The organism is Cohaesibacter celericrescens, assembly GCF_002866925.1.
GTDB classification, from domain to species: Bacteria; Pseudomonadota; Alphaproteobacteria; order Rhizobiales; family Cohaesibacteraceae; genus Cohaesibacter; species Cohaesibacter celericrescens.
Genome location: NZ_PKUQ01000047.1, coordinates 114,515 through 140,147, shown reverse-complemented (window position 1 = coordinate 140,147; position 25,633 = coordinate 114,515). Strand labels below are relative to the sequence as shown.

21 protein-coding genes are annotated in these 25,633 nt (G+C 52.1%); 7 read left to right on the top strand and 14 right to left on the bottom strand.

The genetic code is table 11. From position 1 onward, the window contains the following. Positions 1-9: 9 nt before the first annotated feature. The 6 genes from C0081_RS18755 to atzF are packed head-to-tail and all read left to right on the top strand — an operon-like array spanning position 10 to position 6,076. Entirely contained in the window at positions 10-1,026 is a 1,017-nt protein-coding gene (locus C0081_RS18755) for a formamidase (protein ID WP_101535383.1), read from the top strand. Then, positions 1,023-1,703: a biuret amidohydrolase gene (gene biuH, locus C0081_RS18750; RefSeq protein ID WP_101535382.1), complete on the top strand. Its 681-nt coding sequence runs from the start codon at positions 1,023-1,025 to the stop codon at positions 1,701-1,703. Before C0081_RS18755 ends, biuH begins: the two co-directional genes overlap by 4 nt. Continuing rightward, on the top strand, positions 1,700-3,229 hold the full coding sequence (locus tag C0081_RS18745; protein ID WP_101535381.1) for an ABC transporter ATP-binding protein: 1,530 nt from the start codon (positions 1,700-1,702) through the stop codon (positions 3,227-3,229). The genes biuH and C0081_RS18745 overlap by 4 nt, the downstream gene beginning before the upstream one ends. Next, positions 3,226-3,891 (top strand): cysteine hydrolase family protein, encoded by a 666-nt coding sequence (locus C0081_RS18740; protein ID WP_101535380.1) that lies wholly within the window; start codon positions 3,226-3,228, stop codon positions 3,889-3,891. Before C0081_RS18745 ends, C0081_RS18740 begins: the two co-directional genes overlap by 4 nt. Further along, positions 3,884-4,231, top strand: a complete 348-nt coding sequence (locus C0081_RS18735) for a cupin domain-containing protein (protein ID WP_101535379.1) — start codon at positions 3,884-3,886, stop codon at positions 4,229-4,231. Before C0081_RS18740 ends, C0081_RS18735 begins: the two co-directional genes overlap by 8 nt. Before the next feature lie 36 nt (positions 4,232-4,267). Beyond that, a complete protein-coding gene (gene atzF, locus C0081_RS18730; RefSeq protein WP_101535378.1) occupies positions 4,268-6,076 on the top strand; it encodes an allophanate hydrolase in 1,809 nt (602 codons plus the stop codon). Positions 6,077-6,164: 88 nt separating this feature from the next. Here the strand turns inward: atzF and lacZ are convergent, their stop codons facing one another. The 4 genes from lacZ to C0081_RS18710 form a co-directional block, all read right to left on the bottom strand. Further along, positions 6,165-9,200 carry a beta-galactosidase, LacZ type gene (gene lacZ / locus C0081_RS18725; protein WP_210200562.1) on the bottom strand — a complete coding sequence of 1,012 codons (3,036 nt, stop codon included), beginning with the start codon at positions 9,198-9,200 and terminating at the stop codon, positions 6,165-6,167. A 271-nt stretch (positions 9,201-9,471) separates the two neighbouring features. After that, positions 9,472-10,182, bottom strand: coding sequence for an orotate phosphoribosyltransferase (locus C0081_RS18720; protein ID WP_101535377.1), 711 nt, complete (start codon positions 10,180-10,182; stop codon positions 9,472-9,474). A 38-nt stretch (positions 10,183-10,220) separates the two neighbouring features. Then, complete coding sequence (pyrC, locus tag C0081_RS18715; RefSeq protein WP_210200567.1) at positions 10,221-11,210, bottom strand: dihydroorotase; 990 nt, start codon at positions 11,208-11,210, stop codon at positions 10,221-10,223. A gap of 236 nt (positions 11,211-11,446) precedes the next feature. Next, entirely contained in the window at positions 11,447-13,084 is a 1,638-nt protein-coding gene (locus C0081_RS18710) for a ribulokinase (protein WP_101535375.1), read from the bottom strand. A 164-nt stretch (positions 13,085-13,248) separates the two neighbouring features. Here C0081_RS18710 and araC point away from each other — a divergent pair, with 164 nt between their 5' ends. Beyond that, positions 13,249-14,286 carry an arabinose operon transcriptional regulator AraC gene (gene araC / locus C0081_RS18705; RefSeq protein ID WP_180966962.1) on the top strand — a complete coding sequence of 346 codons (1,038 nt, stop codon included), beginning with the start codon at positions 13,249-13,251 and terminating at the stop codon, positions 14,284-14,286. 113 nt (positions 14,287-14,399) lie between these two features. Here araC and araA read toward each other — a convergent pair whose 3' ends face one another. The 10 genes from araA to C0081_RS18650 form a co-directional block, all read right to left on the bottom strand. After that, positions 14,400-15,908, bottom strand: a complete 1,509-nt coding sequence (gene araA, locus C0081_RS18700; protein WP_101535373.1) for an L-arabinose isomerase — start codon at positions 15,906-15,908, stop codon at positions 14,400-14,402. A gap of 150 nt (positions 15,909-16,058) precedes the next feature. Continuing rightward, positions 16,059-16,748, bottom strand: coding sequence for an L-ribulose-5-phosphate 4-epimerase AraD (araD, locus tag C0081_RS18695; protein ID WP_101535372.1), 690 nt, complete (start codon positions 16,746-16,748; stop codon positions 16,059-16,061). A gap of 362 nt (positions 16,749-17,110) precedes the next feature. After that, entirely contained in the window at positions 17,111-18,319 is a 1,209-nt protein-coding gene (gene mmsB, locus C0081_RS18690) for a multiple monosaccharide ABC transporter permease (RefSeq protein ID WP_101535450.1), read from the bottom strand. Positions 18,320-18,332: 13 nt separating this feature from the next. After that, the gene (gene mmsA / locus C0081_RS18685; RefSeq protein ID WP_101535371.1) at positions 18,333-19,859 is read right to left on the bottom strand and encodes a multiple monosaccharide ABC transporter ATP-binding protein; all 1,527 of its coding nucleotides are present in this window, start codon (positions 19,857-19,859) and stop codon (positions 18,333-18,335) included. Between the two features lie 88 nt (positions 19,860-19,947). Beyond that, positions 19,948-20,997: a multiple monosaccharide ABC transporter substrate-binding protein gene (gene chvE / locus C0081_RS18680; protein ID WP_101535449.1), complete on the bottom strand. Its 1,050-nt coding sequence runs from the start codon at positions 20,995-20,997 to the stop codon at positions 19,948-19,950. 906 nt (positions 20,998-21,903) lie between these two features. Then, entirely contained in the window at positions 21,904-22,536 is a 633-nt protein-coding gene (gene eda / locus C0081_RS18675) for a bifunctional 4-hydroxy-2-oxoglutarate aldolase/2-dehydro-3-deoxy-phosphogluconate aldolase (RefSeq protein WP_101535370.1), read from the bottom strand. Positions 22,537-22,855: 319 nt separating this feature from the next. Further along, the gene (locus C0081_RS23725) at positions 22,856-22,990 is read right to left on the bottom strand and encodes a hypothetical protein (RefSeq protein ID WP_280952894.1); all 135 of its coding nucleotides are present in this window, start codon (positions 22,988-22,990) and stop codon (positions 22,856-22,858) included. 150 nt (positions 22,991-23,140) lie between these two features. Next, complete coding sequence (kduD, locus tag C0081_RS18660; protein ID WP_101535367.1) at positions 23,141-23,899, bottom strand: 2-dehydro-3-deoxy-D-gluconate 5-dehydrogenase KduD; 759 nt, start codon at positions 23,897-23,899, stop codon at positions 23,141-23,143. 287 nt (positions 23,900-24,186) lie between these two features. After that, complete coding sequence (gene kduI, locus C0081_RS18655; protein ID WP_101535366.1) at positions 24,187-25,011, bottom strand: 5-dehydro-4-deoxy-D-glucuronate isomerase; 825 nt, start codon at positions 25,009-25,011, stop codon at positions 24,187-24,189. A gap of 117 nt (positions 25,012-25,128) precedes the next feature. Then, positions 25,129-25,449, bottom strand: a complete 321-nt coding sequence (locus C0081_RS18650) for a cupin domain-containing protein (RefSeq protein ID WP_373237347.1) — start codon at positions 25,447-25,449, stop codon at positions 25,129-25,131. Between the last annotated feature and the right edge of the window lie 184 nt (positions 25,450-25,633).

Genomic DNA, 25,633 nt, shown 5'->3' with positions numbered 1-25,633 from the left:
AGCAAGAAAATGAACGGATTGGGTGGTCTCAACAAATCGGACAACGGCGTCGTTCTGGGCATGGTGCAGCTACAGCTCACCCACGTTGAAACGCCAGAGCAACTGGCCGCGCAAACACAAAAAATCGTCGACATGGTCGCCAAAGCCCGTCGCAATATGGCGACAATGGATTTGGTTGTTTTCCCGGAATACGCCTTGCATGGCCTGTCGATGGATACCAATCCGGCGATCATGTGCTCGATGGATGGCCCCGAAGTTGCGGCCTTCAAACAGGCGTGCATCGACAATGACATCTGGGGATGCTTTTCCATTATGGAATATAATCCCGATGGCAACCCGTGGAACACCGGCCTGATCATCGACAATCTGGGCGAGGTCAAACTCTATTACCGCAAGCTGCACCCGTGGGTGCCGGTCGAGCCTTGGGAGCCGGGCGACTTGGGAATTCCTGTCATTGATGGCCCCAATGGCTGCAAGCTGTCATTGATCATTTGCCATGACGGCATGTTCCCGGAAATGGCACGCGAGGCCGCCTATAAAGGCGCAGAAATCATGCTGCGCACCGCCGGTTACACCGCACCCATCCGTGAAAGCTGGAGCTTCACCAATCAATCCAACGCCTTTTGCAACCTGATGGTTACCGCCAATGTCTGCATGTGCGGCTCGGACGGTACTTTTGACTCCATGGGTGAAGGCATGATTGTCAATTTCGACGGCTCCATCATTGCGCACGGCACCAGTGGCCGCGCCGACGAAATCATCACCGCCGAAGTCCGCCCCGATCTGGTGCGCGAAGCCCGTATAAACTGGGGTGTCGAGAACAATATTTACCAGCTTGGGCATCGTGGTTTCACCGCAGTCAAAGGCGGTGCGCAAGATTGTCCCTACACATTCATGACCGATCTGGCGGCTGGCAATTACAAATTGCCTTGGGAAAAAGACGTCAAAATCACGGACGGAACCTCCTGCGGTTTTGATAAACCGACGCGCAGCTATGGCGACAAAAAACGGAGTGCAGCAGAATGAGCAAAGTGATTGCAGCCGATCCCTACAATTGGCCCTACAATGGCGACCTGCGCCCCGAAAACACGGCCCTCATCATCATCGACATGCAGACCGATTTTTGCGGCATCGGTGGGTATGTCGACAGCATGGGCTATGACCTCAGCCTGACCCGCGCGCCCATTGAGCCGATCAAATCAGTCCTCTCTGTGATGCGCGAAAAAGGTTATCACATCATCCATACCCGTGAAGGCCACCGCCCCGACCTGTCGGACCTGCCCGCCAACAAACGCTGGCGCTCTCGCCAAATGGGAGCCGGCATTGGCGACGCAGGCCCCTGCGGCAAGATCCTTGTGCGCGGGGAACCTGGCTGGGACATCATCCAAGAGCTATACCCACGGCCCGGAGAGCCCATCATCGACAAGCCTGGCAAAGGCAGCTTTTACGCCACCGATCTGGAGCTGTTGCTGCGCACCAAAGGCATTGAAAACATCCTATTGACCGGCATCACCACAGACGTGTGCGTGCATACCACCATGCGCGAAGCAAACGACCGCGGCTTTGAATGCTTGTTGGTAGAGGATTGTTGTGGTGCCACCGATCTGGGCAATCACAATGCTGCAGTCCATATGGTCAAAATGCAAGGCGGGGTTTTTGGTTCGGTTTCCAGCAGCGACGAAGTCCTAAAGGCCCTGTCATGACTCGCCCCCAAACCGATCGAGGCCCTCTTGGCGTCGAGACCGTGGGCATGACCATGAAGTTCGGCGCATTCACTGCGCTGGACAATGTCTCGATCAAGATCACACCGGGCAGTTTTCATGCTTTGTTGGGCGAAAATGGTGCCGGAAAATCAACGTTGGTCAAATGCATCATGGGCTTTAATCGGCCCACCTCCGGTCAGTTGCTAATCCAAGACCGAGAGGTCACCATACCAAATCCCAATGCCGCCCACGCCCATGGACTGGGCATGGTCTATCAGCATTTCACTCTCGTTCCCTCGCTGACGGGTGCCGAGAATCTGGTCATCAATCGCAGTGATATTCCACAGGTCATTCACTGGGCAACAGAGGCAGAAACACTCGAAGCTTTCATGCAGACCATGCCGTTTGATGTACCCTTGCATGTGCCGGTCAAGAACCTGGCCGCAGGGGAAAAACAAAAACTCGAATTGCTCAAACAGCTATATCTGGGCAGGCAATTCCTGATCCTAGATGAGCCCACCTCGGTCCTCACTCCAGCTGAGGCGGACGAACTTTTGGGTATGGTGCGAGACATGACCTTGAGCAAAGGCCTCACCGTTCTGATGATCACCCACAAATTCCGAGAGGTGACAGCCTACGCCGACGACGTATCGGTGCTGCGGCGCGGTCAATATGTTGGCGGCGGCAAGGTAGCAGACATGAGCCATGCAGATATGGCGGCCATGATGATTGGCGAAAAAGAATTATCGAAAAAGGACACCCGCAAAGATGCGTTGGGCGATACGGTGCTTGCCATGTCCGACATCTTGGCAATAGACCGATCTGGCCTCAAGCCCATTCAGATCGCTCGCCTTAATGTGCGTGCCGGTGAAATCGTCGGCATTGCGGGCGTATCCGGCAACGGCCAGACCGAGCTAATGGAATTGCTGGCCGGCCAGCGCCCTTATGAGCGCGGCAACATTGAAGTCAAAGGCGAACCCTACACCGCCACCCGCAAGGAAGCCCGAAAATCCAACGTGCGCTATTTGCCCGAAGAACCACTGAACAATGCCTGCGCCCCCAAAATGAGCGTGGCGCAAAATATATCCTTTCGCGATTTTGATGTGGCAGAGAATGCGAAGCCGACATTCTGGCTCAACAACAAACAGATCAATGCCAAAGCCGATCATTTGGTGGGCGATTACAATGTCAAAACCACATCAATCGACAGCCCGATTGCAGATTTGTCCGGCGGCAATGTGCAGCGCGCCGTATTGGCCCGAGAGCTGACCGGCGATGTTGATCTTTTGATCATTTCCAACCCCTGTTTTGGTTTGGATTTCTCCGCTGTTGCCGAAATTCGCGCCCGTATCATGGCCGCGCGCAATGGCGGCACCGCTGTGTTATTGATCAGCGAGGATCTAGACGAAATTCTGGAACTCTCTGACCGCGTCATCGTCATGTCGGAAGGCAAGGTCGCTTTTGAAACCCCTATTGGAACCGCCGACATAGCTGAAATCGGACAATATATGGCAGGGCACGCATGAACATAATAAAAGCCGAACCATTTGATTTTGCATTTGATCCGTCAAGCACGGCGCTCATCGTCATCGACATGCAACGTGATTTCATCGAGCCCGGCGGGTTTGGTGCCAGCCTTGGCAATGATGTCAGCCTGCTACAAGCCATTGTACCCACCGTTGCAAAATTAATTGCAGGGTTTCGCAAGGCAGGATTGCCCGTCATCCATACCCGTGAGTGCCACAAAACCGATCTATCCGACTGCCCGCCCGCCAAGCGCGACCGTGGCGACCCTGCCTTGCGCATCGGCGATATTGGTCCGATGGGCCGCGTGTTGATTGCTGGTGAACCCGGGGCTTCCATTGTGCCCGCATTGGCCCCCATCAATGGCGAAGTGGTGATAGACAAACCCGGCAAGGGCGCCTTCTACGCCACACATCTGGGTGACATTCTCCAACAACGCGGCATCAAACAACTGGTTTTTGCAGGGGTCACCACGGAAGTCTGCGTTCAAACCACCATGCGCGAAGCCAATGATCGCGGCTATGATTGCCTGCTCGCCACAGACGCAACGGAAAGCTATTTCCCTGCCTTCAAGCAAGCCACGCTAGAGATGATTGCAGCCCAAGGTGCCATTGTCGGTTGGTTGGCCAAAACGGACACCATTGTGGAGGCCATCCATGACTAATTCTATCATGCATGCGGACTTCATGGCTGGAGGCTGGCGCAATTGCAGCTTTGAGGCCTTCCACCCCGGCGTAGAAATATGCTGGCTCCATCAAGAAGTTGATGGCTCTGCGGCTGCATTGCTGCGCTATGCTAAAGGCGCCAGCGTGCCACGCCACAGTCACCCCGGCATTGAGACCATCGTGGTGCTAGAAGGCGCCCAGACCGATGACACCGGCCACTATCAAGAGGGAGCGCTTGTTATCAATCCGATCGGCACAACCCATTCTGTCCGATCCGATGAGGGATGTGTCATCCTGATCATCTGGTCCAAGCCTGTGCAATTCATCGACGCAAAGTAATCGCTGATCTATCCAAAGAATCTAAGGAAAGCCTCCATGTCCCAGATGTCACAGATATCCAAGACACCTCTGACGATCCCAAGCCTACACGCTGCTTATCAAGCAGGCACGTCTCCGGCCGACATCGTCGAGCAGGTGTATGCGCGCATTGCGGAGGTGAACGATCCGGCAATTTTTATCCATTTGCTCGACAAATCCGAAGTGCGTCAAGCCGCAGCAGATCTGGGGGCTTTTGATCCGGCCAAACCTCTTTGGGGCATTCCCTTTGTCATCAAGGACAATATTGACGCAGGCGGAAAACCAACCACCGCCGCCTGTCCGGCCTATGAATATGAAGCGACTGAAGACGCCTATGTGGTGGCACAATTGCGCGCCGCTGGTGCCCTGTTGATTGGCAAGACCAATCTTGATCAATTTGCCACCGGCCTCGTTGGTGTGCGATCACCTTACGGGTTTCCCAAAAATTCCATTGATCCAGACATTGTCCCCGGCGGCTCTTCCAGCGGCTCGGCAGTCGCGGTTGGACATGGCATCGCCACCTTCTCGCTGGGCACAGACACAGCCGGATCGGGCCGCGTTCCCGCCGCGCTCAACAATATTGTCGGCCTGAAGCCAACCCTTGGCACGCTCTCGGCGACCGGTGTTGTTCCCGCCTGCAGAACACTGGACACCATCTCAATTTTCGCGCTCACAGTCTCCGACGCTTATGCTGTGTTCGAAATTGCCAATGCTTATGACGCCAAAGACGCCTATGCCCGCCGCTTTACAGCAGGCGCCCTGACCGCCGCACCGTCAAAAATGCGTGTTGGCATTCCCGATGCAAACTCCATTGAGTTTTTCGGCGATAACGTTCAAAAAGCCTCTTTCCGACAGAGCGTCGACATTCTGGTCCAGTCCGGTGCAGAAATTATCGAGATCGACTTCACCCCCCTCTATGACGTCGCAAGAATGCTATATGAAGGTGCATGGGTGGCAGAGCGCTATACCGTCATTGAAGACTTGTTAAAAACCAATCCTGACGCGGTGCACCCTGTCACCAGAGCCATTGTCTCCAAAGCAGAAACCATCAGTTCAGCGGATGCCTTCCGCGGCATGTATCGTTTGCAAGACCTCAAACGGGCCGCTGAACCCATAATGGCGGCCGTTGATATCCTATGTGTGCCGACCATCCCGACCTTCTACACCGTTGCCGATCTGGAAGCCGATCCTGTCACGCCCAATTCAAACTTCGGTACCTATACAAATTTTGTCAATCTGCTTGATATGTGCGCCATTGCTGTGCCTGCGGTTAAGCGATCTGACAGCCGTCCGGGTAGTGTTACCCTTCTGGCGAGCGCGGGGCAAGACGATCTAGTGGCATCCATCGCACAGGTGTTTGAAAGCGCGGTGCCTCATACGCTGGGTGCAACATCATGGAGCTATGAAGCGACCCCATTGGCCGCGCCACAAGCCCAAAAAGACGAGATTGAGATTGCAGTCTGTGGCGCCCATATGAGTGGCCTACCCCTCAATCATCAGCTCACCACACGTGGCGGGCGTTTCTTACGCGAAGCCAAAAGTGCAGCCGATTACAAATTCTATGCTCTTGCTGGCGGTCCACCAATGCGGCCGGGTATGGTGCGTTTAGCAGACGGCGGCAGCAAGGTAAAATTGGAAATTTGGGCCTTGCCATTGTCAGAATTGGGAAGTTTTATGGCTGGCATCCCATCCCCCTTGGGCATTGGTTCGGTCATGCTGGAAGATGGATCTTCTGTCAAAGGCTTTATCTGCGAAGCATTTGGGGCAGCTGGTGGCACCGACATCTCCGATCTGGGTGATTGGCGCGCCTTTTTGGCGCAATCATAACCCGACCAATCCGGCCTTCTAGAGAGCATCCACGTTTGGTCCTCTCTAGAGGTTTTATCATTGGCAGGATTGACCCTTCTTGAAGGGATCAAACACCGATCGGGCAAAGCGAGAATTTCAACGACAAAGCCTCGCTTGACTTGATGTGATAACGATCATGCACCGGTGCCCCCCAGCTGTCATCGCCACCAACCCCCATTTGCCGCGCAGCGATGCGGACCACAGTTTGTGTCACCGCAGGCAATTGTTCTGGGCTATATGCTGCATCCAATTCCATCATGGTGTAGGGCAAAGCTGAAAATTCAAAAGGCTGACCCTCTGACGCAAATCGCAGCCCCAAGCCAGCTTCATCCGTCACCTCGGCCCAACGCACCCCGACCCGATTGCCACATTCTTGCGGCACCAGATAGGCCGGAACATTGTCTTCAACACCCTTTTCAAAGACACCCAAGCGTGCGCCCCTCAGCCTGTCGATATAATTCTCATCCGGTCCCAAGCCATAATAGCGGAAGCGATCAAGGCGGGCGGGCACCGTGAATTCCAGACCAAAAATTGGCAAATCGGGCAAGTCCTCAGCACCGGCGAAGTCTGCTTCCACATGGATCAGACCATCCCGCCCGACCCGATAGGAGACGGTCGGTTCAATCTTCAATCCCGGCAACGCAAAGCGGTGGGTGATGGACGGTTCATCGCTGTTGGCATCAACCTCGAAACCGGCTCGTTTGTAACAATGGCTGGCTGATTTCCAGACGGCAAGATCAAAGCCAAGCTGACAGCCGCGATCATTGTCGGTCAGCGCCCGCCAGAAAACCAATCTCGGCGGACGAAGGATAAACTCCAGAGACGCATCACTATGGTCTACCTTTATCGAAGATAATCCACCAAAGACACGGGAGAACATCGCCCGATAGTGCGGGGTCTCGACACCAAGATTGATATCACCATTCTGACATGTCAGAGGCACAGGCGCATCCAGTTTGACATCCCCTTCAACGCACCAAACGGTCTCACCGAAGGCTATTTCATGGCCCGCATCGGCCCAAAGCGTTGACGTTTTCAGGCATAAAGAGCACTGAAGCACATATTCTCCTGCCTTTGTGGCCTTGGGTAAATCAAGCGCGATGAAAGCGGTGTCCCCTGCCGCCACATTGGTATCGAGGCTGGCTGACAAGATTTCCTCGCCATCCAACAGCAGGCGATAAACGAGCCTATAGTCGGCGCTGGAGACAAACAGGTTTTTGTTGCGAATAGAAACCCCACCCGCCTCAGGCGACAGATCAAACGGTTGATAAAGACCTTTGACTTCTTGCACTTTGGTGGACGGTTCGCGCCAAGCGGTAACGATGCCATCGCCACAAAATTCCCCATCATGAGGACGATCACCAAACTGGCCACCATAGGCCACAGCGCGGCTACCACTATCAGGATCGATGGCAAGTGCCTGATCGATATAATCCCAAATAAAGCCCCCCTGATACAAATCATATTTATCGATCAGGTCCGTATAGAGATGAAAACCACCGCAGGAATTGCCCATCGCATGCATATATTCACACAGAATGAATGGCTTCTGCGGATCATTTGTCAGATAGGCCTCCACGTCCTGCGGCTTGGTATACATCTGGCTTTCCATATCCGATGTATCATTGTAGCGCCGGTCATGGAAAATACCCTCGTAATGCACCAGCCGAGACGGATCTCGCTGACGAAAAAATTCCGACATATCGAAAATATTCTTCCCGCCATAGCTTTCGTTGCCACATGACCAGATCAGAATGGAGGCATGGTTTTTGTCCCGTTCAAGCATCGATTTTGCCCGATCCAACACACAGTCACGCCATTCAGGCAGGCTATCCGGCACGGGCCATCGAGGGTCTACCTTGCCATCAGTCATCCACGAACCATGCGATTCCAGATTGGCTTCATCAATCACATACAATCCATATTCATCGCAGAGGCGATACCAAGTGGATTGGTTGGGATAGTGCGACGTCCGCACTGCATTGATGTTGTTCTGTTTGCAAAAACGGACATCCCAGAGCATCTGCTCATAGGTGACGGACCGGCCGCGAACCGCGTCAAATTCATGCCGGTTCACACCGTTAAAGATGATGCGTTTGCCATTGAGCAGCATAAGTTTGTCTTTGATTTCAAAATGTCGAAACCCGATCCGTTGGGGGATCGCCTCGATGACCGCTCCGTCTTTGTCTCGCACCACAAGCATCAGGTCATAGAGAGTGGGCTTCTCTGCGCTCCACAAATCCGGAGCTTCAACCTTGAGATCCAAATCCATCCCGGCTTGGGCGCTCAGACCAGACAGCGCAGCAATCTGCGCACCCGAAGCATCAGCCAAAAACACATCGACGGTCGCCCCTGCGGTCTCACCCCAAAGCTTGAGATCAAGGCGCAGGACAGCGGCGGAAAAATCATCATTGAAATCTGTTTTGACAAACAGATCTTCCACATGCAGGGTGGGCTGCTGCTCAATCCAGACATCGCGGAAAATACCCGTCGCGCGCCAAAAATCTTGATCCTCGATCCAGCTGGCCGAAGAACGCTGGAACACCTGTACTGCCAATCGGTTGGATCCTGCGCGCACTTGCTCTGTGACATCGAAATGCGCTGGCGTAAAGCTGTCTTCACTAAAACCGATAAACTCACCGTTCAGCCAGACATAAAAGGCGGTTTCCACCCCATCGAACGTCAACACAACCCGTCCTGTGCCGTCCAATTTTTCGAAGGAAAAATCGCGAAGATATGACCCAACCAAATTGGCCTCAGGAATATGAGGCGGCCGCAACTCTTCAACGCCATCCCATGGATATTGGGTATTCACATACTGATTGCAGCCATACCCCTGAAGCTGCATATAGCCGGGCACCTCGATGTCACCCCACTCAGCCATGTCATACTCAGTGGCGAAAAAGCCTTGCGGCCGTGCAGCCACGCTCTGTGCCAAATGGAACGCCCAGCGCCCATTGAGACTTTGCCGCAACGTGCTCGGCTCACCAGCCTTGGCGGCATGCAAATCAGGGAACGCAACATGATCTGAATGGGCGTCCATTCGATTGACAGCAAAAACCCGAGGGTCCGAAAGCCAGCGTGTATCAGGTTCCTGTGACAAATTATTCCTCCCGAAATCATGCTGCCTGACGGATAACACCCACGATGCCACCGATCAGTAAATGAGCGTGCCAATGGTTTTTCCAATGGGAATTATTCATGGAATGCGACTGCGTTCAAGCAAATTCGGTTCAAACAACGCTTCTGACAGCCAACGGGGATTTACCGCCCAATTACAAAGCGCTCAGGCACAGTTTTAACACCCGACATAGAAAAGGGCGGAGGAAATAATCCCCGCCCCTTCCAATGCAATCAGTTAGACTAGCCACTGTTTAGCTTTTAGTCGGCACCGACGTGATCTGCGTCACGCCACCATTGGCACCAGACCATGCAAGGGGATCATCCAAGAAACTTTCAACACCAGCCAATGTCTCGCTATCGAAATAATTGTTCGCTTTGGCAACAGCCAACACATCCCGCCAAGTCGCCAGATAGTGGAGATTGAGATCCACCTTCGCGAGATTTTCCAACGCTTCAGGGAAAATGTCATAATAGAATAATACGATGGTGTCCGTCACCTCGGCTTCAGCCTTGCGCATGGCTTCCACAAAGGTGATTTTACTGCCACCATCCGTGGTCAGATCTTCGACCAGCAGAGCGCGTTTGCCCGCAATTGGGGCGCCTTCGATCTGTGCATCACGGCCATAGCCTTTGGGTTTTTTGCGCACATAATTCATCGGCAGGCTAAGCTTGTCCGCAATCCATGCAGCAAAAGGAATACCGGCGGTCTCCCCGCCCACAACCGTCTCAACCTTCTCAAAGCCAATGTCGCGCATAATGGTCGCCGCACAAAAATCCATCAAGGTGTTGCGGATGCGCGGATACGAGATCAGCTTGCGGCAATCAATATAGACCGGACTTGCCAATCCAGACGCCAGCATGAAAGGCTCGTCCGTGCGGAAATGCACGGCTTTGATTTCCAACAGCATTTTTGCGGTCAATTCGGCCATCAAAGCGCGATCAGGAAAAGAACTGGGAGTCATGGAGCTATCCTCTGCAAAGGTAAAATCGGGCGAACGGGCTAAGCGTTAATGGCTTCATGACGCCAAAACAACGCAAAACCGGGGTCAAAAACAGAAACCTGTTCCTTTTGAACAGCAAACTTGGCTGGCAAGTCCAACGGCGCGTCAGTCTTGTAGAAGCGAATGGTTTGTTCGTTCGGAGTTAGACCATAAAAGGCCGGACCATTGAGAGACGCAAAAGCCTCAAACTGATCAAGGGCATTGTCCTGCTCGAACACATGTGCAAGGCAACTAAGTGTGTTGATCGACGTATAAATACCAGCACAGCCACAGGCGGATTCCTTGGCTGTATCGGGATGTGGGGCCGAGTCTGTACCGAGAAAAAACTTACCATTGCCGGAGGTCGCAGCCTCCCGCAGCGCCAAACGGTGGCTTTCGCGCTTGGCAACAGGCAGGCAATAATAATGCGGCTTGATCCCCCCGACCAGATAGGCATTGCGGTTGATGATCAAATGATGCGTGGTAATCGTCGCGGCCGTTTTGTCGCCGGCACTTTTCACATACTCCACACCATTGGATGTGGTGATATGCTCCATAACGACGCGTAACTTGGGGAACCGCTGGCGAATGGGGTCCAGCACACGGTCAATAAATACAGCTTCCCGGTCAAAAATATCGATGTCCGCATCGGTGACTTCACCATGCACCAGCAAGGGCACATCCAGCTCGCTCATTTTTTCCAAGACCGGATAGATATTCTCGATTGTTTTGACACCACTGTCAGAGTTTGTGGTTGCTCCGGCGGGATATAATTTGAGCGCTTTGATGAGGCCAGACTTTACACCCAGCTCCACATCAGCAGGATCGGTGCCTTCCGTCAAATACAGCGTCATCAGTGGTTCAAAAACATCACACTCAGGCTTGGCTTCAAGGATGCGCGCACGGTAAGCCTCTGCATCGCTGCATGTGACAACGGGCGGCACCAAATTAGGCATAATGATCGCACGGGCAAAATCAGCACTGGTATGCGGCAAAACAGCTTTTAACATCTCGCCGTCGCGGAGATGCAAATGCCAGTCATCCGGACGACGGATGACAAAGTCTGAAAGGCTCAAGAGACGAACTCCATCTAGTAGGGATTTGGCTATCTGTACCAGCTATCATACAGGAAATCTCCCACTTCGTTCGCATTGTGGATGCATTCTGCTAGTCGGGGGCAACCAAACAAACAAAACCCGAACCGCAACAGCGATCCGGGCTTGTCGGCTGAGCAAGGTTTCGTTGCTCAATCGTGGCCGCCTGCAATGTCATTGGCAAAAGCACCCATGCGTTGATAGTCCGCATAAATGGCGTTGTACGCTTCGTGCGCCACGGGATCGGGCTCAAAGCTCTTCTCAACAGGGCTGTGCATTGCATCCTTGGCCGCATGAATATCTTCATAGGCACCAGCAGCGGTCGCGGCAAAGATTGCTGCGCCACGTGCACAGGCTTGATCCGATTGAACCACATCCACTTTCCGGTTCATAACGTCGGCGCAAACCTGCGAAATAAAGTCCGATTTACGCGCGATGCCTCCAATGGCAACGACACTTTTGACCGGTATGCCCTGCTCTTCAAAGCGTTCAACGATGGCCCGAGAGCCAAATGCCGTCGCTTCGATCAAGGCACGATAGATCGACGGTGCCGTAGACCCCAAATGCAAACCGGACAGCATGGCGCGAACGGTCTGATCTGCATCCGGTGTACGACGCCCGTTCAACCAGTCCAATGCCCGTTCCCCGTAAGCTCCCGGCGGCAAAGCGGCGGCTTCTTTTTCCAGCTCAGACAACAGAGAGCCGCTCCGGCCACGCCCCGTATGACCCCATTGAAGCAAACGTTCAAACCACGCAAAGACATCGCCAAAAGATGATTGTCCCGCTTCAAACCCTGTATAGCCGGGTAAAACACTATCAGGCACCTGCCCACAAATGCCACCAACAAGGGTGTCTTTGACCTCTTGAGGCGGCGCAACCAGAATATCGCAGGTGGATGTCCCCATCACGCGTACAAGCGAATAGGGCTGGATGCCCGCGCCGACTGCCCCCATGTGACAGTCAAACGCGCCAACGGCAATTGGAATACCTGCATTGAGACCAAAGCGCCCTGCCCAGTCAGATGTCAAAAACCCTGCGACCTGATCGCTGGTGCGGGTCTGCGAAAATAACGGCGTGGTCAGGTTACCCAAACACGGATCAAGCGCCTGCAACCATGCACGGCTTGGCAGACCATCAAATTCAGGATGAAACAGCGCTTTATGTCCAGCAGCACAACAGCCACGAACGATCTTGGCGGCATCATCGACCCCGGACAAAACCGATGGCACCCAGTCGCAAAGTTCAACCCAATTGGCAGCAGCGCGGAAAACCGTTGGATTTTTGCGACCCACATTGAGAATTTTCGCCCAATACCACTCAGACGAATAAATACCACCAACATATTTGGTATAATCCGGGAACTGGCCCGAATGGCAAAGGTCATTGATTTCTTTGGCCTCGGCAACCGATGTATGGTCTTTCCACAGAATACACATCGCGTCCGGATCCGTTCCGAACCCGTCTTTCAACGCCAGGGCAGTGCCGTCTGCTGTCACCGGTAGTGGCGACGATCCCGTTGTATCGACCCCGATGCCGATAACAGGGGCCTTATCGGAAGGAAGCTGCGCCAGTGCATCACGCACCGCCGTTGTCATGGCTTCAAGATAATCTGAAGGATGCTGCCGAAATTGCTGGCGTGTGGCATCACAAAACCGACCTTCTGCCCAGCGAGGATAGGTGGCAACGGCAGAAGAAAGCTCTTCCCCATCGACGACACGGACCACCACAGCACGCACGCTGTCCGAGCCAAAATCAAGCCCTAAGACAGTGCCATCTTTCGTTGCATTCATCACATTCCCTCCCCTATTCATGGCCGACGCCATTGCGACACCAAGGCGGATATTATGGATAATTCTCCTCAATCATCGCCTTTAACACCGCTTCCATTGCTGCATTTTATCAGCTACACTATGGACGATCCTAACACTTCACAATGCAGCATTCCGCTAGAGACATGGACGATCATTCTTATTTCGACCCAGCGCAAGACCCGCAAGTTCAACGGATCTTCAGCAAGCTGGCTTACAGAACAACGCCTCAGAATTACGACACCGAAGTTGCGGCACTCTTTCCCGGCTTTGAGTTTGACGTCCGCCTTGTCGCGGGCATCACCCCCATAGAACGCGGAGGGCCGCTCGATTTCAACATTGACCGCCCCAACGGCATGCGAGGCTGGATTATCAATCTCACAGTAGATGGTGCCGGTCGCATCTTTGAGGGCGACGAATCCTTCATTGTCGAACCGGGGGATCTGGTCCTTTTCCCTCCCGAGGCCCGCCATCTTTATGGACGCGAAGAGGGGCATGACAAATGGTGGCATCGATGGATCTATTTCCAGCCACGTGCTTTTTGGAAACCTTGGCTCGAATGGGAAGAACAAGCCAATGGTGTCTATATTTTGCGCCACCGTGAAGATGTGCCATTTAGCGAGTTGTTCCGCCTCTTTGTAGAGGTGGAAAAATGGGCCGATCTGGCCGATGGTCTTTCAGTCGATCTCGCCTTTAACCGGCTTGAACATATTTTGCTATTCTGCGCCCGAATGAGCAGGGCATCTAAGAAAACCGAAGTGGTGATTGATGAGCGCGTGCTCTCGGCCTGTTCGCTAATCTCAAAAAACCTCGACAAACCACTGACCGTCAACGAAATAGCAAGCCACGTTTGCCTCTCCCCCTCCCGCTTGTCTCATTTGTTCCGCAAGTATGTCGGCACAGGCGTGGTACAATGGCGCGACGGGCAGCGCATGCAATATGCAATGCAGGTATTGCGGGTTTCCAACGTGCCCATCAAAGCCCTGTCGCAGATGGTGGGTTATGATGATCCACTGTATTTTTCCCGGGTGTTTCGCCGCCACACCAATATGAGCCCCCGCACATTTCGCGAGCGCAGTCTGGCGTTGATTGTCCGCGCTGAAGGCGAGAAGTTGCAAGACAGTTTCAGCCAACCGACGCAACAAGGCACTGCTCAAATCCCGCAATTCGACATCCAATCGTAAGTGCATGCCTGCGCGATAAAATTAGAATAGACGCCCAAGACCAACTGCCCAATCAAAACGGCCCTGCCATTTGCATGACAGGGCCGAAACCCGCTTAAGCATTTGGCTCCAAATTAAGCTTTGATACCGTTCGCCAAGTGCCAGTAGACCTCATTCATCCGCAAATCTTGTTTAAAGCTTGAAAGAGATGTTTCTTCATCAATCAACGCCAATTCCATGCCTGCGATATTGGCAAAATCTTCGAGCATTTCTGACGTCACATCATAGCTGTATGCCGTATGATGCGCCCCACCTGCCAAAATCCAAGCAGTGCAGGCCGTTTTAAAGTCCGGATTGCACTCCCAAACAGCACGCGCTACAGGCAGCTTTGGAAGATCCGGATGATCAATCGATGTTACAGTGTTAGCGATCAAACGGAAGCGGTTGCCCAGATCAATGAAACAGGCGTTGACCGCGGAACCCTTTCGAGCATTGAAAACCATGCGCACAGGATCCGCCTTGTCGCCAATACCCAAAGGATGGATTTCAAGTTGCGGTTTACCGTCGGCAATGGTTGGGCAAATCTCCAACATATGCGACCCCAACACAACTTCTGCGCCTGGGGTCATATCATAGGTATAGTCTTCCATGAAGGAACACGCGCCGGTTAGACCATGGCCCATGACTTTCATGGCGCGCAACAAAGCAGGTGTTTTCCAGTCGCCTTCACCAGCAAAACCAAAGCCCTGCGCCATCATACGCTGTGGTGCTAAACCGGGAAGCTGATTCAGACCGTGCAAATCCTGAAAATTATGCGAAAAGCCCTTGTAGCCACCTTCACGCAAAAATGCTTCAATGCCAAGGTCTTGCCGTGCTGCGTCCAGCAATGCCGCGCGCTGTGCTCCATCCGGAGCCAGTTCTGGAACAAGCACATACTCTTCACTATAGGAATTAGCTCGCTCTTCGACTTCTGCATCGGTAAACGCCGCCATACGGTCAACCAAGTCGCCAATACCATACCCGTCAACGCCAAATCCAAAGGCCATTTCGGTTGCCACTTTATCGCCTTCCGTGACCGCAACATCGCGCATATTGTCACCGAAGCGACAGAAACGAGCGCCCTGCCAATCATGCCAAGCACGCGCCGCACGCATCCACGCATCAATGCGGTCTTGCACATCACTGTCGGACCAATGGCCCACAACAACCTTGCGTCGCAAACGCATACGGGTGTGCATGAAACCGGCTTCACGGTCGCCATGGGCGGCCTGATGCAAATTCATATAGTCCATATCAATGGACTCCCACGGCAGCGCCGCATTGAGTTGGGTATGCAAATGCAACAACGGTTTGGTCAGCTGAGTGAGCCCGCGGATCCACATTTTAGCAGGAGAGAATGTATGCATCCAAATGATCAAACCGCCACATTCGGGGTCGGCAGACGCCCGCCGGCAAACATCGGTTACGTCATCGGATGTAGTAACAACACCCGCAAACTCGACCGGAAGAACCAATCGGCCGTCCTTGGCCAAGCCTTCAGCCACAGTCTTGGCACCCTCCCCAACCTGCGCCAAAGCCTCCGGCCCATAAAGATGCTGTGATCCGCAAACGAACCAAAATTTCAGCGGCTTCAATCCATACATAGTCTTGCCCTTTCTAAATCTATCCCTCGCCTTGCACGCGGCAATCGAGGCGTCCTGCACCGGTGGATCATGGCAAGAGATCCTCCCAATGGTGCAAACAGCATTTTCAGTTGGCCAATGTGCCTCCCGAACCGAAATGCAAAATGAAAATCAACGCTGGCCGTACCAAGCGTCTTTCCCGTGTTTGCGCTGGTAATGATAATCCACCACATAATTTTCCAGAGGTTTCAAAGGACTAGAGACCGTCGCCGTAATCGTCGCCATATGGGCGATCTCTTCCAAAATGACCGCATTGCGCACAGATTCGTCCGCGTCTTTGCCCCAGGCAAATGGCCCGTGCCCAGCCAGAAGAACCATCGGCACAGCCACAGGATCAAGGCCTTCAAACCGGCGTATAATTGCCTCGCCCGTCGCGCCCTCATAATCGCGCGTGACATCCTCAATGCTCAATGGATCTGTGCAGGGCACAACACCGGCGCAATAGTCAGCCTGCGTGGTTCCCAAACAGGGAATTTCGCGGCGCGCTTGAGCCCATGCAACCGCATGGCGAGAATGGGTATGAGATATGCCACCAATCTGGGAAAATGCTTTGTACAAAACCGTATGGGTCTTGGTGTCGGATGACGGTTTCTTGTCACCCCACACCACGTTATTTTCCAGATCGACAACAACCATATCGTCGGCCGTCATGGTCTCGTAAGGCACACCGGAAGGCTTGATCACGACAAGGCCTCGCTCACGGTCAATCGCGCTCACATTGCCCCATGTGTAGAGGACAACGCCCCTGTCATTCAGTTCGATATTGGCCCGATAGACCGCTTCTCGCAAGTGTGACAGCAAGACAGAACCCTCCCAAACTGGCCCCGATAGAGATGCATCTGATAGCTCTTACAGGGCATTGTTTCTTCGGTACGGGCCGCATGGGACCCCGCCGGTAGTGTCTGATATTTGGCTAATCGCCGGCAAAAAGTTAGAGATTATCGGGTCGATTACATGGATAATAATGCTAATCATGAAAACCCGAACACCTGACCGCATATGTATTTTTCTCTTGCCCAAACAGGCCGACGCTGTTGCGGCATTTCTAACGCGCACATCAAAACTGGCACTGCTCATGACTTTGCTGAAAAGCGGGGGCAGATAGATCCTGCCCCCGACACAGCCCCGCTCCTATAGCAACAGGGGAGCGATAGCGCGGATGATTACTGCGCTTTGTTTTTGTTGTAGACATCGAAAATCACAGCAGCGAGCAAAACGAGCCCCTTAATCACCTGCTGATAATCGATACCGATGGACATAATCGACATGCCATTGTTCATAACGCCCATCAGGAACGCCCCAATCACAGCACCGATCACCGTACCGACCCCACCCGACATGGATGCCCCACCGATGAACACCGCTGCAATCACGTCAAGTTCAAAGGTGAACCCGCCTTTGGGGGTCGCCGTGTTCAATCGGGCCGCAAAAACCAGCCCAGCGAATGCCGCCAACATGCCCATGTTGGCAAAGGTGAGAAATGTCAGCTTTGCTGTATTCACACCCGACAGCTTGGCGGCTTTCTCATTCCCACCCAGAGCATAGATGCGGCGACCAATAGTGGTGCGTGTGGTGACAAAGCTGTAGATGCTGATCAAGACAGCCATCACGATCAAAACGTTGGGGTACCCCTTGTAACCGGCCATCACATAAGACAGATAGTTGATCGCAAAAACGATCAGGATATTTTTACCAAGGAAAAATGCATAAGGCTCATCAACGGTGCCGAATTTGGCCTGCTCCCGACGCTTCTTGAAGGCTGAGTAAAGAATAAAAAGACTGAGAGCCACGCTCAAAGCAATGGTCAAAATATGCGGGCGACCGGAGCCCAATAGATCGGGAATGAAGCCAGAGCTCATTTTCTGGAAGGGAACAGGAAATGGGCCAACCGACTGCCCTTGCAACAAAGCAAGCGTCAGGCCGCGAAACACCAACATGCCCGCCAACGTCACGATAAAAGCCGGAATTTTGTAATAGGCGACCCAAAACCCCTGAGCAGCACCGATGGCTGTGCCGACAATCAAACACACCACAATCGTGACCATATAGTTGATATCATAATTCACGATCATCACAGCGGCCAGTGCGCCAATGAAGCCGACGACCGAACCAACCGAGAGGTCAATATGCCCCGCAACAATAACCAGCAACATGCCAATTGCCATGATGACAACATAGCTGTTTTGCAAAACCAGATTGGTCAAATTCAGCGGCTTCATAAGAATGCCGCCTGTCATGATCTGGAACGAGACCATCACGACAATCAAGGCAAGCAGAAGGCCGTATTCACGAAGGTTAGCCTTGAAATAATCGCCAATTTTGCTTTTGCCTTCAGACGATTGCGTATCATCCGACGAAGCGGATTTTACCATCTTATCCATTTTATCACCCATTGTTCTTGATGATCATCCGCATGATCTTTTCCTGAGAGGCTTCGGCGGCAGGAAGCTCGCCAACCAGCTTGCCCTCATTCATGACGTAGATGCGATCACACATGCCAAGCAACTCCGGCATCTCGGACGAAATAAACACAACGCCTTTGCCTTCTTCGGCCAGCTGGTTGATGATTGTATAAATCTCGTATTTCGCGTTCACATCGATGCCGCGGGTCGGCTCGTCGAGGATCAACACTTCCGGATTGGCGAAAAGCCACTTACTCAAAACAACCTTCTGCTGATTACCGCCAGACAGGTTGACCACTTTTTGATGCAGACCGGAGCAACGCGTATTGAGCTTTTCTTTATAGTCCAGCCCCACACGTATTTCGGCATTGTCATCAAGGACAACACCGTTTGACACCGCTTCAAGATTTGAAAGGGTGGTGTTGAATTTAATGGTATTGTCTAACACCAAGCCATATTGCTTACGGTCTTCGGTGACATAAGCAATGCCCTGTTCTACCGCTTTGTTGATCGTACTGACGTCAATAGCCTGACCGTGCAATTTGACATTTCCAGAGATTTTTTTGCCGTAGGAGCGACCAAAAATACTCATTGCTAATTCGGTCCGACCTGCACCCATCAGGCCCGCAATACCGACGATTTCTCCAGCGCGCACATTGAAATTAACATCTTTGATCAAATGTTTGTCTGCATGAATATGGTGGTGAACATTCCAGTCAGTCACCTCCATCAAGCGCTCGCCGATCTCGGCTTTGCGGGGTGGAAAACGATTGGTCAGCTCACGACCGACCATGTCCTTAATGATCTTATTCTCCATCGCTTCAGTTTTGTCACACTCAAGCGTGCTGACGGTCTGGCCGTCGCGCAAAACCGTGATACGGTCCGCGACTTTAACCACTTCATTCAGCTTGTGTGAAATGAGGATGGATGCAATTCCCTGCCGCTTGAACTCCAGCAGCAACTCAAGAAGAGCGGCACTGTCCTGCTCATTCAGAGACGATGTCGGCTCATCAAGTATGAGCAATTTCACTTCTTTGGACAAAGCCTTGGCAATTTCGATCAATTGCTGCTGGCCTACGCCCAGATTGGTGATCAGCGTGCTGGTTGGCTCTTTCAAACCAACAATTTTGAGCAATTGTTCTGACTCTGCATGTGCCATTGACCAATTGATGACACCGTTTTTGGCGCGTTCATTGCCCAGAAAGATATTCTCTGCAATGGAAAGCAAAGGAACCAAGGCCAACTCCTGGTGGATGATGATAATGCCTTTTTCTTCACTGTCAGTGATGCCCGAAAACCGCTGCACGTCTCCCTTATAAACAATCTCGCCGTCATAATCCCCGTGCGGATAAACGCCACTAAGGACTTTCATTAAAGTTGACTTACCTGCACCGTTTTCACCGACGAGTGCGTGGATTTCTCCCTCCTCAACGGCCATGTTCACATCACTAAGGGCTTTCACACCGGGAAAGGTCTTGGTGATTCCTCGCATTTCAAGAATGATGCTCATATCTGTCTCTGGAACAATCCAGCCTCTACCCCAATTTTGGAGAGTGAGGGGAGAAGACAACAACCTCCTCCCCTCCTTCTGGAGGAAATTATTTGACCTGATCCATAGTGTAGTAACCACTATCGATCACGATTTTTTCCCAGTTGCTAATGTTCACATCCACTGGTTTGAGCAGATAGGAAGGGATCACTTTCACGCCATTGTCATATGTTTTGGTGTCGTTGATTTCAGGCTCTGTGCCTTCCAGAAGTGCAGAGACCATACCCACAGTCACACGCGCCAACTCGCGGGTGTCTTTAAAGACCGTTGAATATTGCTCACCGGCAATCATCGACTTGATGGACTGAATTTCAGCGTCCTGACCGGTTACGATGGGCATTTTCATATCGCCAGAACCGTAGCCAACCCCTTTAAGCGAAGACAGGATACCGATGGACAAACCATCATAAGGAGCAAGCACACCATCGAGACGTTTGTCGGTGTAGAAAGCGCTCAGCAGATTATCCATGCGCGCCTGTGCAACCGCACCGTCCCAACGCAAGGTACCCACTTGATCCATGCCCATTTGGCCAGACTGAACAATAAGCTTGCCGTCGTCAATCAATGGCTGCAGCACAGACATTGCGCCGTTGTAGAAGAAATAGGCGTTGTTATCATCAGGAGATCCACCGAACAATTCGATGTTCAATGGCGCTTTTGCATTTTCAAGATCAAGACCGGTGACCAACGACGTTGCTTGAAGAACACCAACCTGGAAATTGTCGAATGTTGCGTAATAGTTGACGTTGCCGGAGTCGCGGATCAGTCGGTCATAAGCGATAACCTTGATGTCACTTTCCGCAGCCAAGTCCAAAGCGCTGGATAGGGTCGTGCCGTCGATCGCCGCGATAACGAGCACGTTAACGCCTTTCAAGATCATGGTTTCAACCTGACGCAGCTGATTGGCAATATCATCTTCTGCATATTGCAGATCAGTCTTATAGCCAGCGTCTTCGAACTGCTTGACCATACTGCTACCATCAGAAATCCAACGGGCCGATGATTGTGTCGGCATCGCGATCCCGACAAAGCCTTTGTCTGCAGCGACAGTTGGCGTCGTGGTAAACGCAGCGCCAAGAGCCAAAGCCATAGCCCCCATTGTTACCGTATTGAAGAATCTTCCAAGTCCAAGCATGATGTCCTCCCTTGCTTGTATGAGCATCCAAAAGATGTTGATCGCATCACCCGCAACGACAAATTCCAAGCCAAACACAACGCCAATTTTGCAAAACCGGCGCAGTCCTCTCCAATGCCTTGCCAGCGAAATATCGATTTAGAACCAAAACAAATGCGACATTTATTTTGGGCGATAAAATAAAAATGGCGCGTTGATACCGCATTAAGCGCACCATATAGATCGAAAGAAGCTGCACAAAACGAGCGCTCTAACAAAGGGGAACCCCGACATAATATCGAGCAATAAGAAGCGGACAAAACAACACCGCACCAGCTAAATAGCCAGCATTCCTCCCAAAAACGCTGAACCATCGACAATGATCCTTGCGTTTCTTCCAATCCTCCGCCTTCTATACTCAATCGAATAGGACCAAGAAGGAAGGCGGGATTTGGTTAAAAATATGGACGATATTGCTTTTTATTCGGCCCATGCCCCACACTCGGAACAACAAGCCAAATTTCATTTTGCGATCGAATGACGGCAAAACAACCGCAAAAAATCAACGACATTTGTGCCCAGCCACCAATGCCACCCTATTCCTGCAGGGCTCAAAGCCCTTGAGGCTCCCTTTCCAAGAGTGAAGTTTCGCCGAAATTCTCCTGCTCAGCCATGGCATGCTATGCCATCACAAACATGGATAGGCGAGTTGCCTGTATGGGTCACTTATGATTAGATTCATCTATTTACGGGTAACAGGCCCCAACAAGCTCTGACTTGGATAGAGCCCATTTGAAACCTGGACAATAAAAAGCCGAGACCGCACATATGGCGATCTCGGCTCACTTTAAGACCTACAGAATTGTGTTATTTTACCAGATTGGCTGGTTATCAACCCTGTCCAAGCGTGCTCGCGGCTTTGGCGCGGGCGGCAATGACGTCCCATTTTTTGTCTTTGACATCTTGCAATGGAGCAATCCACGTGCCGCCAATGGCAAATACGTTGCCCAACCCAAGATATTCTTCAGCATTTTCAGGTTTCACTCCACCGGTTGGGCAGAAAGAAATATCCGAAACAGGCCCAGCAACAGACTTGAGCATGCCGACACCACCCACAATCTCAGCAGGAAACAATTTGAGCTCGGTGAAGCCTGCTTCGCGCAACCCCATCATTTCGCTCAAGGAACCAGAACCGGGCAAAAACGGCCAATCGCTTTTTTCCAGTGCCCGCAGCAACTTGGGAGATGTGCCGGGAGAAACACCAAAATGCCCACCAGCCTCGATAGCCGCATTCAACTGTTCAGGAGAACCAATAGAACCAACCCCGATGATGCAATCCTTGACCTCTTTAGCAATCGCCTTGATTGCGTCCAGAGCAGCATCTGTCCGCAGCGTCACTTCAACAACCGGCAGACCATTGTCGACCAAGCAGCGTGCCAATGGCACAGCGTCTTCAACATCGTCGATGACAACAACGGGAATGACCTTCACACCCTTACAAATGCTGGAAATCTGATCACGCATGATCAATCCTTTTTTCTAAAAGCAATTCCAGTCAGTGCAGGAATTGCAACAAACCATTGAGACAAAACGTCAGCTCATCACCTTGGTGGTCCAAGTTGAAGAAAGAGCACCCTATTTCCTTTGGGTCCAGACGGATTTGTCGATTATAGCACCCGGATGCATAATGACCTGATCGGCAACACCATGTGCTGTCAAAGCAACGCCTTCATGTGGATCGCCAAAAGCGCGACGATTGAAATATCCCGCAGCAAAGGAATCACCGGCTCAGATGGTTCCCTTGGGTTTCAACCTAGCAGCTGACGGCACATTCTGAACACCATTATCCGTCAACAAAAGACGGTTTACACCACCCCTTGTCAACAACTTCACCGGCACCATAAGCTTTCCATTGCTTGGCAACGTCCAGCGCAGCGGCATTTTGCCAAACGGCCACAAAATCATCAAGGGTAGCCAAAGCAAAATCACACAAATATGCAGTTTGCGAGAAGGCAGGCTGGCAAACACCTGCTTGGCAGCAGCGTCGGTGCGGCAAAGGCTCAAAAACCTGTACCGAAAGCACTCCGGCGGCCTAAGAGCCGCCGGGATACATTTAAAGCGTCGTGACTTAGCGAGCCAGCCAGCCGCCATCGACCGCAATGGTGTAACCATTGACGTAGGACGATGCAGGCGAGCACAAGAAGACAACAGGGCCAGCCAAATCTTCAGGCAGTCCCCAACGGTCGGCAGGAATACGGCCAAGAATTTCTGCACTACGCGCAGCATCCGCACGCAGGGCCTCGGTGTTGTTGGTTGCCATGTAACCAGGAGCGAGCGCATTCACATTGATGTTATGCTTGGCCCACTCATTGGCCAGCAATTTGGTGACACCCATCACAGCGCTTTTGGAGGCTGTGTAGGAAGGAACACGAATACCGCCCTGGAAGGAAAGCATGGAAGCGATATTGACAATATTGCCGCCTTCACCCTGAGCCACAAATTGTTTGGCTACCGCCTGAGACAGGAAGAACAACGATTTAATGTTGATGTTCATCACATCGTCCCAGTTCTTTTCTGAGAATTCAATGGCGTCTTCACGGCGAATAATGCCCGCGTTATTGACCAGAATATCAATGCGGCCATATTCAGCGACAGTTTTGGATACGATATCAGGGATATCATCCATTTTCATCAGGTTGGCACGAATATCGAGAAACTTGCGTCCCAAGCCCTCGATGAGCGCTTTGGTTTCGGCAGGTTCAACAATATTGACAGCAGCAATATCACAGCCAGCTTTGGCAAGGCCGACAGCCATACCCTGCCCAAGTCCGGTATCACAACCAGTAACGATGGCAATTTTGCCCGTAAGATCAAACTGTTCATTCATAGCATTGGCTCCATTTAAAGAATTGAGTATTCGGCAATCCCTTGATCAAGGTGATCGAAGGAGAATGGTTCACCGCTTTGAGAATGGGTTAGGAATTCGTCGGCCTGAGCAAAGGGGATCACGCTTCAAAACCTCGGCCAAGTCAGGCATACGAGGAATGACTCACCCTGTATGAACAGGTATTGCCGGCAAAACCGCGACGATATCATTTGCCGGCAACCCAATTCAGTGAGAGCTGGCTAAAGCACAGCCAGCTTCCGAGCCCATCTCTAGGCTATTGATTCCGCCTAACGCAGGTCCTTCATGGCGACAAAGTCCATGTCGGTATAATCAACATTGTCACCAGCCATTGCCCAGATAAAGGTGTAGTTGGAGGTGCCAGCACCGCAATGGATAGACCATGGTGGAGACACAACAACGTCTTCATTTTTGGCAACCAAATGACGTGTCTCGGCAGGATCACCCATAAAGTGGAACACACGGGAATCGTCACCCAAATTAAAGTAGCAATAAGCTTCCATGCGACGGTCGTGCGTATGGGCAGGCATTGTGTTCCAGATAGAACCGTCATGCAATTGGGTATACCCAAGAACCAGCTGACAGGATTCCATCACCAACGGATGAATGAACTGATAGATAGTGCGCTCGTTGGCAGTCTCTGGCGCACCCAATTTAACACAGGCAGCATCTTCAATTTTAATCAGCTTTGCTGCCAACGCGGTGTGCGCGGGAGCGGAGGTGATGTAAAAACGCCCCTTACCGGAGAACGTAACGGCGCCAGCGCCTTTTGGCAGATACAAAACATCGCCACGGTTGAGGGCATAGTCCGTACCAGCAGCAGACACTGTGCCAGCTTCACCAATATTGACAACACCCATTTCGCGACGATCCAGAATGCTAGGAGTACCGCATTCAGCAACGTGATCAAGTGTCAGGCTCGCACCATTGGGAACGGCTCCACCAACGATCATACGATCATAGTGGGTGTAGTTCAGGCGAATTTCGCCTTCGGTGAACAAATCATCGGAAAGAAATTTGTCGCGCAAACCGGCAGTGTCGAGCGTTTTTGCATATTCAGGATTTACGGCCTGAGTGGTTTTAACAGTAAGCATGGATCATCGTCCTTAGTGAGTGAGGATTTTGGAACGGCCAACGGCAATTCCAAAAGCAACAGGTGTTAAAATTGCGCTCACGATGAAGCCAAAGAGACATCAACGGGAGCACGCACATCAAAGGAAGTCGTCCCGGCGTGGTGTGAAATTATCAATGAGCATACCTGGCTCTAGACAAACACAGCCATGTTTGGCCTGTGAGGGAATGACAAAACTGTCACCGGGGCTAACCTCGAATTCTTCACCATCAATCGTGAAACGGAAACGGCCCGACGCAACAAAAGTCGACTGAACGTGAGGATGGTTATGGAGGGCACCTTCGGCACCCACCTCATGAAACCGAAAGGCGACGACCATAAGATCGGGGCTATCGGCAATAACTTGACGTGAGACTGGCTTGTCTGCATCAACAACAGGAAGGGGTTTCACATACATCATAAACTCCTATTCAAAGGCCTTGGCAGCAAGAAACGGCGCATGCTGCAAGGTTCCGCACACCACAAGCCAGAGTACCAAGTTTATTCCCTGAGTATTCACGCGCCCCCTCCCGAGCTAAAAGCGCCCAGCCAGTACAAAGAACGGCCAACACCGAGATCAGATCGCACCGATAACTGCTGCGGTG

Coding starts and splice junctions, on each gene's coding strand:
- C0081_RS18720 (WP_101535377.1), bottom strand. CDS start 10,182: ATGACTCCCAGTTCTTTTCCTGATCGCGCTTTGATGGCCGAATTGACC.
- C0081_RS18755 (WP_101535383.1), top strand. CDS start 10: ATGAACGGATTGGGTGGTCTCAACAAATCGGACAACGGCGTCGTTCTG.
- C0081_RS18650 (WP_373237347.1), bottom strand. CDS start 25,449: ATGATGTATGTGAAACCCCTTCCTGTTGTTGATGCAGACAAGCCAGTC.
- C0081_RS18735 (WP_101535379.1), top strand. CDS start 3,884: ATGACTAATTCTATCATGCATGCGGACTTCATGGCTGGAGGCTGGCGC.
- chvE (WP_101535449.1), bottom strand. CDS start 20,997: ATGGGGGCTATGGCTTTGGCTCTTGGCGCTGCGTTTACCACGACGCCA.
- C0081_RS18710 (WP_101535375.1), bottom strand. CDS start 13,084: ATGAATGCAACGAAAGATGGCACTGTCTTAGGGCTTGATTTTGGCTCG.
- C0081_RS18745 (WP_101535381.1), top strand. CDS start 1,700: ATGACTCGCCCCCAAACCGATCGAGGCCCTCTTGGCGTCGAGACCGTG.
- mmsB (WP_101535450.1), bottom strand. CDS start 18,319: ATGGTAAAATCCGCTTCGTCGGATGATACGCAATCGTCTGAAGGCAAA.
- pyrC (WP_210200567.1), bottom strand. CDS start 11,210: ATGTTAAAAGCTGTTTTGCCGCATACCAGTGCTGATTTTGCCCGTGCG.
- eda (WP_101535370.1), bottom strand. CDS start 22,536: ATGCGTGATCAGATTTCCAGCATTTGTAAGGGTGTGAAGGTCATTCCC.
- mmsA (WP_101535371.1), bottom strand. CDS start 19,859: ATGAGCATCATTCTTGAAATGCGAGGAATCACCAAGACCTTTCCCGGT.
- araC (WP_180966962.1), top strand. CDS start 13,249: ATGGACGATCATTCTTATTTCGACCCAGCGCAAGACCCGCAAGTTCAA.
- atzF (WP_101535378.1), top strand. CDS start 4,268: ATGTCCCAGATGTCACAGATATCCAAGACACCTCTGACGATCCCAAGC.
- kduD (WP_101535367.1), bottom strand. CDS start 23,899: ATGAATGAACAGTTTGATCTTACGGGCAAAATTGCCATCGTTACTGGT.
- C0081_RS18740 (WP_101535380.1), top strand. CDS start 3,226: ATGAACATAATAAAAGCCGAACCATTTGATTTTGCATTTGATCCGTCA.
- biuH (WP_101535382.1), top strand. CDS start 1,023: ATGAGCAAAGTGATTGCAGCCGATCCCTACAATTGGCCCTACAATGGC.
- kduI (WP_101535366.1), bottom strand. CDS start 25,011: ATGCTTACTGTTAAAACCACTCAGGCCGTAAATCCTGAATATGCAAAA.
- araA (WP_101535373.1), bottom strand. CDS start 15,908: ATGTATGGATTGAAGCCGCTGAAATTTTGGTTCGTTTGCGGATCACAG.